The sequence below is a fragment of the Tritonibacter sp. SIMBA_163 genome, from assembly GCF_046535935.1.
Lineage (GTDB): Bacteria > Pseudomonadota > Alphaproteobacteria > Rhodobacterales > Rhodobacteraceae > Epibacterium > Epibacterium scottomollicae.
On sequence record NZ_JAWJBP010000002.1, the window covers coordinates 409,524 to 423,651 of the forward strand.

9 protein-coding genes, 1 tRNA gene and 1 pseudogene are annotated in these 14,128 nt (G+C 60.5%); 5 read left to right on the top strand and 6 right to left on the bottom strand.

The genetic code is table 11. The features are described from left to right. Window positions 1-210: 210 nt before the first annotated feature. From R0J92_RS05890 to pdxH, 6 genes and pseudogenes are all read right to left on the bottom strand, one after another. The gene (locus R0J92_RS05890) at window positions 211-777 is read right to left on the bottom strand and encodes a hypothetical protein (protein WP_411051023.1); all 567 of its coding nucleotides are present in this window, start codon (window positions 775-777) and stop codon (window positions 211-213) included. A 547-nt stretch (window positions 778-1,324) separates the two neighbouring features. Continuing rightward, on the bottom strand, window positions 1,325-4,978 hold the full coding sequence (locus R0J92_RS05895; protein WP_411051024.1) for a vitamin B12-dependent ribonucleotide reductase: 3,654 nt from the start codon (window positions 4,976-4,978) through the stop codon (window positions 1,325-1,327). A gap of 822 nt (window positions 4,979-5,800) precedes the next feature. After that, window positions 5,801-5,877, bottom strand: a tRNA-Pro gene (locus R0J92_RS05900). 43 nt (window positions 5,878-5,920) lie between these two features. Then, on the bottom strand, window positions 5,921-6,394 hold the full coding sequence (locus R0J92_RS05905; protein WP_411051025.1) for a DUF192 domain-containing protein: 474 nt from the start codon (window positions 6,392-6,394) through the stop codon (window positions 5,921-5,923). Then, entirely contained in the window at window positions 6,395-6,937 is a 543-nt protein-coding gene (locus R0J92_RS05910; RefSeq protein WP_317386246.1) for a cold shock domain-containing protein, read from the bottom strand. It abuts the gene before it with no gap. A gap of 127 nt (window positions 6,938-7,064) precedes the next feature. After that, window positions 7,065-7,676, bottom strand: a pseudogene (gene pdxH, locus R0J92_RS05915) (pyridoxamine 5'-phosphate oxidase); the annotation flags it as partial. Window positions 7,677-7,816: 140 nt separating this feature from the next. Here pdxH and fabI point away from each other — a divergent pair. The 5 genes from fabI to trpE all read left to right on the top strand — a co-directional run bounded on the left by fabI (window position 7,817) and on the right by trpE (window position 14,045). Beyond that, a complete protein-coding gene (gene fabI, locus R0J92_RS05920) occupies window positions 7,817-8,623 on the top strand; it encodes an enoyl-ACP reductase FabI (RefSeq protein WP_106163598.1) in 807 nt (268 codons plus the stop codon). Between the two features lie 6 nt (window positions 8,624-8,629). Beyond that, window positions 8,630-9,160 (top strand): xanthine phosphoribosyltransferase, encoded by a 531-nt coding sequence (gene gpt, locus R0J92_RS05925; protein ID WP_106163597.1) that lies wholly within the window; start codon window positions 8,630-8,632, stop codon window positions 9,158-9,160. A gap of 154 nt (window positions 9,161-9,314) precedes the next feature. Then, window positions 9,315-10,490: an aminotransferase gene (locus tag R0J92_RS05930; protein WP_411051026.1), complete on the top strand. Its 1,176-nt coding sequence runs from the start codon at window positions 9,315-9,317 to the stop codon at window positions 10,488-10,490. A gap of 181 nt (window positions 10,491-10,671) precedes the next feature. Then, complete coding sequence (locus tag R0J92_RS05935) at window positions 10,672-12,507, top strand: peptidyl-prolyl cis-trans isomerase (RefSeq protein WP_411051027.1); 1,836 nt, start codon at window positions 10,672-10,674, stop codon at window positions 12,505-12,507. Window positions 12,508-12,533: 26 nt separating this feature from the next. Continuing rightward, window positions 12,534-14,045 carry an anthranilate synthase component I gene (gene trpE / locus R0J92_RS05940; RefSeq protein WP_411051028.1) on the top strand — a complete coding sequence of 504 codons (1,512 nt, stop codon included), beginning with the start codon at window positions 12,534-12,536 and terminating at the stop codon, window positions 14,043-14,045. Window positions 14,046-14,128: the final 83 nt, after the last annotated feature.

Consider the following 14,128-nt stretch of genomic DNA (forward strand, 5'->3'; position numbering starts at 1 on the left):
GGATACGGCTCCCCCACAGCGCTGCGCGCAGCGCGGGCTTAGCAACTTGTCATATGGAAGGGAACGACAGAAACCAGCCCGCTGAAAATCAGCAGGCAATACAGATGGTAATCAGGGTTTCAAATCGTGCCATGACAGTGGGCGTAGCACAGCCAGTGCGATCCGCCAAGCATTTCTGCGAAGCAAGGAGATGCGTCACCGCAGCGCGGTTCAAAAACGGAACGACGCTGTGAGGGCCAGCTGCCGGTTCTCCGGTGACAGCGAATAGCCGCCCTCGCCATCCTCGCGACCAAACACGCTGCCCCGCAGGTAGACCTGCGATGACACTTCCACGCCCCACCCAAGCCCCAGCGCACCCGGAGCCAGTCCGGCAGCTCCGATCCTCGGCTGCACAATTTGCAATCCGCTGCGGAAGGGCGGCGTGGTGTGGACCTGTCTCTCCGCAGCTGGCGCACGCCGTGCGCCGCCCTGCCACAGATTCGTACCGCCGCCCGGCGTGCCGCTTGCCTGATGCTGCGGGAAAGCGCGCGGCTCGGCAGCTGTGGACGGCATATCGCGGCTCTCCATGAGGGCCGTTGGTGGCTGCAGCGCCATCTGTGGCGGCGCGGCGATCGAGCCAAGAAAACGACCTGACCAATCATGCTCCACCTCTCCGGCCCAAAGCGCGCTGACGGACAGAACAAGCGATCCGACGCCGAACCCAAACGCCAGCCCAGACCGGATCGAGCAGAGCGGCGAGATCAAGAGCGGGAGGGACATCATGGGAGTGCCTTTCATCTGGCAGCGCCGGCGTTTTGCGGGAGTGTTGTCAATGCGAGTGGGATGCAGAAGACGACTGCATCCCCCATCAACACAGTCGTCCATTATGCTTAACACTTCGTTCAAGTTACGCGTTGGCGAGAACAATTTAACGCTCAGACCACTTGCTGCGCTCTGAGCCTCTCTCCCCCGGACACCAGTCCAGCCACCAGCACACAGCGCGGCATTCACCTCCCCCTGTAAGCACATGACAACACACAAAAAGACCCCCTCTGAAACAGAGGAGGTCAGGTTCGCCGATCAGGCTCTTTTCGTTGACCGCCCGGTGTTTTTTTCTTGCCTGGTCCTTCTCGGCGTATGGAGTGAGCGCACCCACCCCAGACAGGTGTCAAAGGCCCGGGTCAGGTGCCTTTGATCCATGCGAAAGGGCGCTTGGAACGCCGCTTCCTGTTTCGTCGGGGATGTGACGCCCAACCGGGCCTCTCACTCCCCTACGCATCGCCCAAGGTGGTGTGCCTTCGGATGCGGTTCGCAGCCCCGGCGCAGGTCGCGCCGGGAGATTTCGTCAGCTGCAGCCCGAGGTTGAGCCGCAGGTGTTGCATTTCATGCAGGTGCCGTTGCGCACCAGCGTGTAGTTGCCACAGTCGCCGCAAGGATCGCCCTCGTAGCCCTGCATCCTGGCCTTGGTGCGCGCATCCATGCCGCCCGCCATCGCAGGCGCTTCGGAGGTTTCCGGCACCAAGGTCTGCAGTGCCGAAACCGGATCCTTGCTGCCGTCAAGCGCGGTCACCGCGATGCTGGTCTGGCCACCCTGCAGCACCACCAGCTCCTGCGGCAGGCGTTTGCGCAGATAGCCGCTGGAGGAAATCTGCTTCAGCACCTCCAGCGATTTCGAGGCCGCGCCATCGCTCAGTTCGGAGAGGTTGGAGACCCCTTCTTCCGCTTCGCCCCGGCCCAGATCATCAAAACTTGCGCCCTCGGGCTTCACATGCGCCAAATCGGTGCGGTCGAGGTAGCTCACCGCCAGTTCGCGGAACACATAGTCGAGGATCGAGGTGGCGTTCTTGATCGAGTCGTTGCCCTGCACCATGCCGGCGGGTTCGAATTTGGTGAAGGTGAAGGCGTCGACAAACTCCTCCAGCGGCACCCCGTATTGCAGCCCGACCGACACGGCGATGGCGAAGTTGTTCATCATCGCCCGGAAGCCCGCGCCTTCCTTGTGCATGTCGATGAAGATCTCGCCGAGGTTGCCGTCCTCATATTCGCCGGTGCGCAAATAAACCTTGTGCCCGCCAACAACCGCCTTCTGCGTATAGCCCTTGCGGCGCTGCGGCATCTTGGTGCGATGCGACTTCATGATTTCCTTGATGACAACTTTCTCGACGATCTTCTCGGCGAGCGTCGCCGCCTTTTCCGGCACCGATCCGCTCTCGAGTATCTCGGCTGCCTCGTCGTCATCTTCCACCAATGCGGCGGCCAACGGCTGGCTCAGTTTGGACCCATCACGATAGAGCGCATTGGCCTTCACGCCGAGCGACCAGCTCAGCTCATAGGCCTTCTGACAATCCTCGATGGTGGCATCATTGGGCATGTTGATGGTCTTGGAGATCGCGCCGGAGATAAAGCTCTGTGCGGCGGCCATCATCTTGATGTGGCTGTCAACACCAAGATAACGCTTGCCTTTTTTGCCGCAAGGGTTGGCACAATCGAAGATCGAGTAATGCTCTTCCTTGAGGTGGGGCGCGCCCTCCAGGGTCATGGTGCCGCAGACATGATCGTTGGCCGCGTCGATATCCGCCTTGGTAAAGCCAAGGTGGCGCAACAGATCAAAGGCCGCATCGTTCAGCTTGTCCGCCGGGATGCCGAGGACACCGGTGCAGAACTCTTCGCCCAGGGTCCATTGGTTGAACACAAACCGGATGTCGAAGGCGCTTTCCAGCGCGGCGTCGACCTTTGCCAGCTCATTGGGACCAAAGCCATGTCCGGTCAGCGAGGTATGGTTGATCCCCGGCGCGTTACCGATGGAGCCATGCCCGACCGCATAAGACACGATTTCCTCGATCTGCGCGGAGGAATAGCCGAGCCCTTCCAGCGCCGACGGCACTGAGCGGTTGATGATCTTGAAATACCCGCCGCCTGCAAGCTTCTTGAACTTCACCAATGCAAAATCTGGCTCGATTCCGGTGGTGTCGCAGTCCATCACCAGACCGATGGTGCCAGTGGGCGCGATCACGGTCGATTGCGCGTTGCGATAGCCGTGTTTCTCACCCAAGGACACCGCCTCGTCCCAGGCGCTCATCGCCAGTTCCGTCAGCCGTGCATCGGGGCAGTTTTGCAGGTCCAGCGGCACCGGCTGCACGGTGAGCTTGTCATATCCTTCGGTGGCACCGTAGGCAGCGGTGCGGTGGTTGCGCATCACCCGCAGCATGTGATCGGCGTTGCGCGCGTAGCTCGGGAACGGCCCCAGTTCGGATGCGATCTCGGCCGAGGTCGCATAGGCCACACCGGTCATGATCGCGGTGAGCGAACCGCAGAGTGCGCGCCCCTCGTCGCTGTCATAGCTGTAGCCCATGTTCATCAACAGGCCGCCGATGTTGGCATAGCCCAGGCCCAGCGTGCGGAAATCATAGGACAGCTGCGCGATTTCCTTGGACGGGAACTGCGCCATCATCACCGAGATTTCCAGCGTCAACGTCCACAGACGGCTGGCATGCATGAAGTCCTCGGCCTGAAACACGCCGCCCTGATAGAAGGTCAGCAGGTTCAGCGACGCCAGGTTGCAGGCGGTGTCGTCGAGGAACATATACTCCGAACAGGGGTTCGAGCCGCGGATCTCACCATCTTCCGGGCAGGTGTGCCACTCGTTGACGGTGTCGTGGAACTGGATGCCCGGATCGGCACAAGCCCAGGCGGCATGGCCGACTTTCTCCCACAGATCCCGTGCTTTCACGGTCCGCGCGACACGTCCGTCGGTCCGGTTGATCAACTCCCAATCGGCATCCTTTTCAACCGCATGCAGGAATGCATTGGTGACCCGGATGGAGTTGTTGGAGTTCTGGCCGGAGACCGAGGAATAGGCCTCGGAGTCCCAATCGGTGTCGTAGGTCGGGAACTCGATACTGTCATAGCCCTGACGGGCGTAATCCAGCACGCGTTTGATGTAAGTCTCCGGAATCGCGACCTTCTTGGCTTCTCGGATCGCTTGTTTCAGGGCCGTATTCTCGGCAGGATCATAGGCGTCCTCTGCCAGACCGTCCCAGCTCCGGAGGGCTGTAAAGATGCCGTTCAGCATCTTCTCGTGCATTTTCGAACCGGCCACGATGGAGGCGACTTTTTGCTCCTCAATCACTTTCCAGTCGATGAACTGTTCGATATCGGGGTGATCGGCGTCCACGATCACCATCTTCGCTGCTCGACGGGTTGTGCCGCCTGATTTGATCGCGCCGGCGGCCCGGTCTCCGATCTTTAGAAATCCCATGAGGCCCGAGGATTTGCCACCGCCAGAGAGCGTTTCGCCCTCGGCGCGCAGGTGGCTAAAGTTGGTGCCGGTACCGGAGCCATATTTAAACAGGCGCGCCTCGCGCACCCAGAGATCCATGATGCCACCATCCTGCACCAGATCGTCCGAGACCGACTGGATGAAGCAGGCATGCGGTTGCGGATGCTCATACGCGCTGTCGGATTTGGTCAGCTTGCCGGTCTTGTAGTCGACATAATGGTGCCCCTGCGCGGGGCCGTCGATGCCATAGGCCCAGTGCAGGCCGGTGTTGAACCACTGCGGGCTGTTGGGCGCCGCGCGTTGGCTTGCCAGCATGTAACGCATCTCGTCGAAATAGGCGCGAGCGTCCTCCTCGGTGGTGAAATAGCCGCCCTTCCAGCCCCAATAGGTCCAGGCGCCGGCCAGACGATCAAACACCTGTTTGGAAGAGGTCTCGCCACCCATCTCAACGTCGTCATCCGCTGGAACCGAGCGCCACAGGAATTCCGGAACGCCTTTCTCGCGCACCTTCTTCAGGCGGGACGGGACACCGGCCTTGCGGAAGTACTTCTGTGCAATGACATCGCTGGCCACCTGGCTCCAGGACGCGGGCACTTCGATGCCCTCGAGACGGAACACGATGGAGCCATCCGGATTGCGGATTTCGGACGTCGCCCCGATGAAATCCAAAGACGCGTAAGCATCCTGCCCTGCTTCTGTGAAACGACGTTCGATCTTCATGGTTACACCTGTCCCAAATAGTCCGGCTTGCGGTTTCGGCGCTGTTACGCCTGCATCAAATGCCACGCGATGCGCAGAGAAAACCTCTCGGGCGGCGTCGGCTGTCCCAACGCGCGCAGACCATGTGCTGGTCTGAATTTAACGGTTTTGCACTTAGCACTGCGGATGGGAGCGGCTGCTCAATCACATCAAGATTTAGTGGCGCCCCCTAGCGGCATATACAATGTCGCGTAAGTCACCCAAGGTGGTCAACGTGAAAATTCAAATTTTACGGGGCACAATTGAGTTGACCAGTTTAACGGTTTGGAGGGTCGCCACTGCGATATGATTCATCCACATCCCCGGCTGCCGCAATTCCCGCTTGACCGTTTGGTTAACGAAAGCTGAAAACTCACGCATTGCGAGGGGGTTGCTGTAACGAGGTCATCCACCTGAATGCCGCGACGGGTTTCGGCGGCTCCGGAAACCCGCATGCCACGCCTCATAATCGGCAACGCTGACAAGTTGCGGTCCTTTTGCAACGCTTGTCAGCTGGTGGCCGCAGATCGCAAATCTTTCAGGCGTTCATCACGCGTCCAGCACGCCAATTTGATGCTCTGTCGCGTCAACTTCTAAACGAAAGGTAAATGCCAGATGTGCCCGTAGCGTGACGACGCGTCCGCAAGCCTTGGTGTGATTCTTTGATTCTGGTGATGAACCGTCACCCTGCCTTTAGACACGGCCAGACCCTAGGGGTGCGTGCGAGGCGCGCTCTCCCCCGGAGGCGGCTCGGTTCACTTTCGTGAACCAAGGGACAGGGATTTCTTACAATAGAGGAAGAAGTGGTCGGGGCGGCGAGATTCGAACTCACGACCCCCTGTACCCAAAACAGGTGCGCTACCAGACTGCGCCACGCCCCGGACCGTGCGTCTTCCTAGCTGTGAAGTTTGGGATTGAAAAGCCCTAACAGGACCATTTTGCAGTTTCTGGCGAAAAAACTTCATGCCGCATCTCGCTACCGACGGAGATGCCATAGGACTCGACGATGCCAGCGTTGACTTCGAGCACCACAAACACCTGATCTCCACCGAAAATGGAGCTCAGATCGCCCGGTACAGCATTCTCATGGATCCTACTCACGACACCATCCGCGCCAACAAAAATCATGTCGAGCGGGATCAGGGTGTTCTTCATCCAGAAGGCCACGCGCTGCGGTCGGTCATAGACGAACAACATACCGGAACGCGCGGGCATTTCAGCGCGATGCATCAGCCCTGTTGCCCGGCTGTCCGGTGTATCAGCGATTTCTACGGAAAACCGCGCCTGCCCCCACGGGCCGCGCAGGTCGACATGATCGCGCGCGCAGGTGGCGCTGGCGCTTGTGGCTGCCAGCCACACCAAGGCGGCGCCGAGATATGTCGCCACCGCCTTGCGCATTTAGATGCTATGCTCCGGGTCGCCCATGGCGGCCTCCCAAGCCAGGACTTCCACGGCCATGTGACCGCGTTTGCCATCAATGACGCGCATCGCCAGCGCTTCGCCGGATTGTACATCTGACAGGCCGGACTGACGCAGAACCTCGACGTGCAGGAAAACATCCTCATCGCGGCCGAATATGTTGGCAAAGCCAAAGCCCTTGGCCTTGTCGAACCATTTAACACGCGCAGGCTCCAGCGGCGTGCTGCTGATTTCGTCCGCGTTCATCTCTGCAAGGTCGCTGAGGACAGGTGTGTCCTCGCGCTCCGGCGGCGTGATCGCAATCACCTCGACCGCTTGCACACCGCGATCGGTGCGATGGGTGACAACCTCGATCCCGGCCCCATCCGCGATGGAGCTCTGACCGAAATTGCGCAGGACATTTACATGCAAAAGGATGTCCGGACCATCGTCAGGACAGACGATAAATCCATAACCTTTTGCAGGGTCAAACCACTTCACTAGTCCACGGACATGCTGCAAACTGCTCAAGTCTTCGGCCATTTGCGAATTCCACCGGTTCGTTTGTTATTTCCGTGTTGCTCGCCTAACTGCGCGATTTTCGCATGAAGTTTCAAGAGCAAAATAGTCGGAAAATGTTGGATATAAGAAAATGTGACGTAGCGTGAACCTACGGGCTAAGGCGCGTAATTGTCCAATCATCCTCTGCACTTCCCCGCCGCCAGACAAAGCGGTCATGCAGCCTGAACGCACCATCTGCCCAGAATTCGATCTCGATCGGCGTCAGGCGGTACCCTCCCCAGAAATGGGGACGTTTGGGATTCGTACCCTTGGTCGCTGTCACCTTGGCGACCTCGGCCAGCAGTGCATTTCTGGACGACAGAGGCCGGGATTGCTGGGAGGCCCAGGCCCCAAGACGGCTCTTCAGGGAGCGGGATTCGAAATAGGCATCCGCCTGCGGTCCGTCTTCGCGCTCGATATGGCCGCGGACCCGGATTTGCCGGCGCAGCGATTTCCAATGCATCACGAAGGATGCCGTGCCGCTGGCCTCAAGTTCCTGGGCCTTTGCGCTCTCGTAGTTGGTATAGAAAACGAAGGCGGCGTTTTCAATTTCCTTCAGCAATACCATGCGGCTATTGGGCATGCCGGAAGCATCCACGGTCGCCAGCGCGATGGCATTAGGGTCATTGGGTTCCGTGGCCTCAGCTTCCGTCAGCCACTGGCGCGCGATTTCGAACGGGTCATCTCCCGCGAACAGTCCTTCTCGGTCCGACATTCTGTACCTTGTCCTTGCTTGTTGAGGCGGACCTTAGTGACCTTTGTGCCCGATTGAAAGACTGGGCATCGGTGTACACCCTTGATGCAAGTGTCGCAGCGAGCTAAAGGACATTCTATTATACTGATCACAGGCGGAGAACCTGCATGTCTAGTCAACTGATGGCCGGAAAACGTGGCCTGATTATGGGCCTGGCCAACGATAAATCCATCGCGTGGGGCATTGCAAAAGCCTGCGCCGAGGCCGGGGCGGAGCTTGCGTTCTCCTACCAGGGGGATGCGCTCAAGAAGCGTGTCGGCCCGCTTGCGGAGCAACTGGGCAGCGATATCGTGCTGCCCTGCGATGTTGGCGACGAAGCCTCGATCGATGCGCTGTTCGCCGCGCTTGAGGAAAAATGGGGCAAGCTGGATTTCATCGTCCACGCGATCGGCTTTTCCGACAAGAGCGAGCTGCGCGGCCGCTATGTCGACACCAGCCGCGCGAACTTCCAAATGACCATGGACATCTCGGTTTATTCCTTCACCGCCGTTGCCAAGCGCGCGGAGAAGATGATGGATGCGGGCGGCTCCATGCTGACGCTGACATATTATGGCGCAGAACAGGTGATGCCACATTATAATGTGATGGGCGTGGCCAAGGCGGCGCTGGAGGCATCGGTCAAATACCTGGCGGAGGATCTGGGCAAGGACGGCATCCGCGTCAACGCGATCTCTGCCGGCCCGATCAAGACACTGGCGGCCTCCGGCATTGGTGATTTCCGCTACATCATGAAGTGGAACGAGTACAATTCGCCCCTGCGTCGCAACGTGACCACTGATGACGTGGGTAAATCCGCGCTTTACCTTCTGTCGGATCTGGCCTCTGGCGTGACTGGCGAGAACCTGCACGTGGATGCGGGCTATCACGTGGTCGGCATGAAGGCCGTGGACGCACCGGATATCGAGAAAGGCTAATCCCAGATGACCACCAAGGACCCGAACCGCCTGCCCCATGAGAAGGGGTTTCACATCTCATGGGACCAGATCCATCGCGACAGCCGCGCGCTGGCGTGGCGTCTGGACGGGCTCGGGCCCGACGAGGGTCACTGGCGCGCCGTTGTGGCGATCACCCGGGGCGGGATGGCCCCCGCAATGATCGTCGCGCGTGAGCTGGACATTCGCACTGTCGATACAATCAGCGTGAAATCCTATCACTCTGGCGGCGGCAAGGCCGATCAGCGGCGCGAGGCCGAAGTGCTGAAAAGCCCGGATGCCGACATGATGGGCGACGGCACCGGCATTCTGATTGTCGATGATCTTGTCGATTCCGGAAAAACGCTCGAACTGGTGCGTGACCTCTACCCAAAGGCCCATCTGGCGACTGTCTACGCCAAACCTCAGGGTGAGCCGCAGGTGGACACGTTCATCACCGGCGTCAGCCAGGATACATGGATCTTCTTTCCGTGGGACATGGCGCTGCAATATGTCGAACCCTATCGCGGCACCGACTGATCCTCGTGACCAAGTTGAGAGTTTCAAAAGGCGCGCCCTGCCCGGTGCGCCTTTTTTCTGTTCTGCGTCTGCTTTCAACCTCTTGCGTCCTCGAGTTGAAATCGCCCTAATGCCGCCTGCGCCTCGACGCCATGACCAATACAGGAAGCTGCCGATGAAGACCGCCCGAACCCAAGCCACCTTCGTCTCTCCGATCGTGGAATCGCGCAGATGGCTCGCGGGTGTGACTTTTGCTGACGATCAGCCCTTGTTGAACCTCAGTCAGGCCGCCCCTGCAGACGCTCCGCCCGAAGGGCTGCGACAGGCGATGGCAGAGGCTGTTCTGAACCAGACCAGTGCGCATCTATACGGTCCGGTGCTTGGGAATGAGGATCTGCGCGCGGCGCTGGCGGATCAGATGAGCCGTCACTACGACGCCCCGATTGCCCCATCCAATATCGCCATCACCTCAGGCTGCAATCAGGCCTTTGCCGCCACGATCCAGAGCCTCTGTGCCGAGGGGGACGCGGTGATTCTGCCGACGCCGTGGTACTTCAATCACAAGATGTGGCTGGACATGCAGGGGGTCACGACCCTGCCCCTGCCTGTCGGCGAGGGGATGCTGCCGGAGGTCGCACAGGCCGAGGCGCTGATTACGGATCGCACCCGCGCCATCGCCTTGGTCACTCCAAACAACCCCTGCGGCGTTGAATATCCGTCAGCGCTATTGGATGCGTTCTTTGACCTCGCGCAGCGTCATGGGCTGACCCTGATCGTTGATGAGACCTATCGCGATTTCGACAGTCGCAGCGGCGCACCGCATCGCCTGTTGCAGCGCGAGGACTGGCAGGAAACCCTTGTCCACCTCTATTCCTTCTCCAAGGCTTATCGCCTCACGGGGCATCGGGTTGGCGCCATCGCCGCCGGTCCTGATCGCCTGTTCGAGATGGAGAAATTCCTCGACACCGTCACCATATGCCCGGCACAGCTGGGGCAGATCGGGGCAAAATGGGGCATCGACAATCTCGACCAGTGGCTGGCGGGGGAGCGAGCCGAAATCCTGGATCGTCGCGCCGCAATTCAGGACGGCTTTGCCCCTCTGGCGGCGAAGGGCTGGCAACTTCTCGGCCTTGGCGCCTATTTCGCCTATGTGGCGCATCCCTATGAGGAGAGTTCCGATGTTCTTGCGCAGAGGCTTCTGCGCGAGGCCGGGATGCTGCTGCTCCCCGGCACCATGTTCACCCCCGCCGAGGCGCCCGAAGGCCACCGCCAGTTCCGCATTGCCTTTGCAAATGTCGACCGTGCAGGCATTGCGGACATGATCTCGCGCCTCGCTGATTTCGACGGATGACAGACGCGGACTGACATCGCCGTGCATCCCCATGTGCGCGTTGCCCTCTATGCTTGCCCCTGCCGGGGCAGACGCGTATTCAGGGCAGCAACAGGAGACCGCCGATCCGCTCGGCGCAATTTGGCCGCCCGGCTTCAACGCTGCGGCGCGCCACCAAAAGACGACATAAAGGGCCGCAGGCATGAAACACCTTTCCAAGACCTTCGTTTGGATCCTCATGGGTCTGTTGTTCGTGGGGCTTGCCGGCTTTGGCGCGATCAACGTGTCCGGCACCACGCGCACGCTGGCCACCGTGGGCGAGACCGACGTCAGCGTTGACGACTACGCCCGTGCGCTGCAGCAGGAACAACGCGCCATTCAGGCCCAGTCCGGCCAATCGGTACCGCTGTCGCAGTTGATTTCCATGGGCGTGGATCGCGGTGTGCTTTCGGGCCTTGTCGCATCCGCCGCTTTGGACAACGAGATGCAAACGCTCGGGATTTCCGTCGGGGATGAGACCTTGCTGAAGGAAATCACCCAAATTCAGGCGTTCCAGGGTTCTGACGGTGCGTTCAGCCGTGACAACTATCGCTTTGCGCTTGAAAACGCCGGCCTCTCCGAACCCGAGTTTGAAGAGGACATGCGTGCCGAGACCGCCCGTACGTTGCTGCAAGGGGCCATCGTCGGCGGCACGCGCATGCCTACGGCACTGGGCGAAACGCTGACCGATTATATCGGAGCGCGCCGCAGCTTTGCCTATGTGCGGCTTTCGCCAGAGGATGCGGTCCTGACTGCGGTCGAACCGACCGAGGACGAGCTGCGTTCCTATTACGAGGCCAACATCGACGCCTTCACCCTGCCCGAGACCAAAGTCATCACCTATGTGGCCCTGCGCCCCGATGCTCTGGTCGACGAGGTCGAAGTGGATGAGACCGCCCTGCGCGCGCTTTATGAGGAACGCGACGCGGAGTTCAATGTCCCGGAGCGTCGCCTGGTTGAGCGTCTGGTCTTTGCCGATCAGGACGCCGCAGACACGGCCAAAGCGCAGCTGGACGTTGGCGGAACCACCTTTGAGACACTGGTGCAGGATCGCGGCCTGAGCCTGTCCGACATCGACATAGGCGACGTGGCGCAGGACGACCTTGGTGCCGCCGGCGAAGCGGTGTTCGCGGTTGAGATGGGCGGCGTGGCCGGGCCACTGCCCTCCGATCTTGGCCCCGCGCTCTACCGTGTGAACGGTCTGCTGGAAGCAAGCTTCACCAGTTTCGAGGACGCGCTGCCCGCTCTGCGCGAAGAGCTGGCGCTTGACCGTGCCCGCCGGGTGATCGAGTCGCGCGCCGAAGGCATTGATGATCTTCTGGCCAGCGGTGCCACGCTTGAAGAACTGGCCGCGGAAGAGAACGGTCTGGCCGTGGGTCGCATCGACTGGACCGCCGATACCACCGATGGCATTGCCGCCTATGACACCTTCCGCACCGCAGCCGAGGCGGTCAGCGTCGAGGATTTTCCAACCGTTGATTACCTCGATGACGGCAGTGTCTTTGCGCTGCGTCTTGACGAGGTGTTGGATCCGCGTCCCGAACCGTTCGACAGCGCCCGTCGAGCGGTGACCGAGGCGTTCAAGGCAGATCGTGTTGCCAAAGCGCTGAAGGCACAAGCAGATGAGCTGAAAGCGGTGGTCGAAGCCAATGACGGCCAGTTCCCGGAAGATCGCGACGTCACCGAGCAAACCGGCCTGACACGGACTGCCTATCTCGACCAGACCCCGGTTGACCTGATGAACGAGGTCTTTGAAATGGAAGTTGGCGACGTCCGCGTGGTGTCCGATGCGGAGGGTACGGTCGTTGTACGCCTCGACGACACGCTGCCGCCGGACGACAGCGACGACATGCAGTTCCTGACACAGGCGCTGAGCGAACAGCTCGATCAGTCCCTGTCGAACGAGATCTTCCAGATCTACATGCAGGCGGTTCAGACCCGCGCACGTCCGCAGGTCAACCAACAGGCGGTGAATGCAGTTCACGCCACTTTCCAGTAACTCCTAAGTTCGAGGCGCATGCTCTCATGGCTCTGATCCCCGACTTCGACACATTCGCCAAAGCCTATGAGGCGGGCGAAAACCAGGTGGTCTACACGCGGCTTGCAGCCGACCTGGATACGCCCGTGTCTCTGATGCTGAAACTCACCGGCGCGCAGAAGGATGCCTTCATGCTGGAATCGGTGACCGGCGGCGAGGTGCGCGGGCGCTATTCCATCATCGGCATGAAGCCGGACCTGATCTGGCGTGCGCGGGGCGAACAGGCAGAGCTGAACCGGGCGGCCCGGTTTGACCCGGAGGGGTTTGAACCTCTGACGGGCAATCCGCTCGACACTTTGCGCGCGCTTCTGGCCGAAAGCCGGATCGACCTGCCGGATGATCTGCCGCAGGCAGCCGCAGGGCTGTTTGGCTATCTGGGCTATGACATGATCCGCCATGTGGAGCATCTGCCCGATGTGAACCCCGACCCGCTGGGCCTGCCCGATGCGGTGATGATCCGACCCTCTGCGGTGGCGGTGCTGGACGGGGTCAAGGGCGAGGTCACGGTGGTCTCTCCCGCGTGGGTCAGCGACGGGCAATCGGCGCGTGCGGCCTATGCTCAGGCTGCCGAACGGGTAATGGATGCGGTGCGCGATCTGGAACGCGCCATGCCCGCCGAAACCCGTGATCTGGGCGAGGCGCTGGAGGTCGGCCCTCCGGTGTCGAATTTTACCAAGGACGGCTATATGGCCGCCGTGGAGAAGGCCAAGGATTACATCCGCGCCGGGGACATCTTTCAGGTGGTGCCCGCGCAGCGCTGGACGCAGGACTTCCCGCAGCCACCGTTTGCGCTTTATCGCTCGCTCCGGCGCACCAACCCCTCGCCGTTCATGTTCTACTTCAACTTCGGCGGTTTCCAGGTGATCGGCGCCAGCCCCGAGATCCTCGTGCGGGTCTTTGGCGATGAGGTCACCATTCGCCCCATCGCAGGCACCCGTCCGCGCGGCGCCACCCCCGAAGAAGACAAGGCGCTGGAACAGGATCTGCTGGCTGACAAGAAAGAGCTGGCCGAGCATCTGATGCTCTTGGATCTGGGCCGCAATGACGTGGGCCGCGTCGCCAAGATCGGCACCGTCCGCCCCACCGAAGAGTTCATCATAGAGCGCTACAGCCACGTGATGCATATCGTCTCCAATGTTGTCGGCGAGTTGCACGAGGACAAAGACGCGCTCGATGCGTTTTTCGCCGGCATGCCAGCGGGTACCGTCTCTGGCGCGCCCAAGGTGCGCGCGATGGAGATCATCGACGAGCTGGAACCGGAAAAACGCGGCATATATGGCGGCGGTGTCGGCTATTTCAGTGCCGGTGGCGACATGGATATGTGTATCGCCCTGCGCACTGCGATCGTGCAGGATCAGAAGCTTTATATTCAGGCAGGCGGCGGTGTGGTCTACGACAGCGACCCGGACTCTGAGTATATGGAGACCGTGCATAAATCCAATGCGATCCGGCGCGCGGCCGCGGATGCGGCACGCTTCACCGGCAACGGCAACCGCTGATCTGATTAGGCATTCCAGACAAAAAAGCGCTCCCGGAAATCTCCGCGGAGCGCTTTTTGTTTTATCATGAATAGCAGGTGCTG

Excerpts from the sequence above, each read along its gene's own strand:
- R0J92_RS05890 (WP_411051023.1), bottom strand. The coding sequence starts at position 777 with ATGAAAGGCACTCCCATGATGTCCCTCCCGCTCTTGATCTCGCCGCTC.
- R0J92_RS05895 (WP_411051024.1), bottom strand. The coding sequence starts at position 4,978 with ATGAAGATCGAACGTCGTTTCACAGAAGCAGGGCAGGATGCTTACGCG.
- R0J92_RS05905 (WP_411051025.1), bottom strand. The coding sequence starts at position 6,394 with ATGCGCAAGGCGGTGGCGACATATCTCGGCGCCGCCTTGGTGTGGCTG.
- R0J92_RS05910 (WP_317386246.1), bottom strand. The coding sequence starts at position 6,937 with ATGGCCGAAGACTTGAGCAGTTTGCAGCATGTCCGTGGACTAGTGAAG.
- fabI (WP_106163598.1), top strand. The coding sequence starts at position 7,817 with ATGTCTAGTCAACTGATGGCCGGAAAACGTGGCCTGATTATGGGCCTG.
- gpt (WP_106163597.1), top strand. The coding sequence starts at position 8,630 with ATGACCACCAAGGACCCGAACCGCCTGCCCCATGAGAAGGGGTTTCAC.
- R0J92_RS05930 (WP_411051026.1), top strand. The coding sequence starts at position 9,315 with ATGAAGACCGCCCGAACCCAAGCCACCTTCGTCTCTCCGATCGTGGAA.
- R0J92_RS05935 (WP_411051027.1), top strand. The coding sequence starts at position 10,672 with ATGAAACACCTTTCCAAGACCTTCGTTTGGATCCTCATGGGTCTGTTG.
- trpE (WP_411051028.1), top strand. The coding sequence starts at position 12,534 with ATGGCTCTGATCCCCGACTTCGACACATTCGCCAAAGCCTATGAGGCG.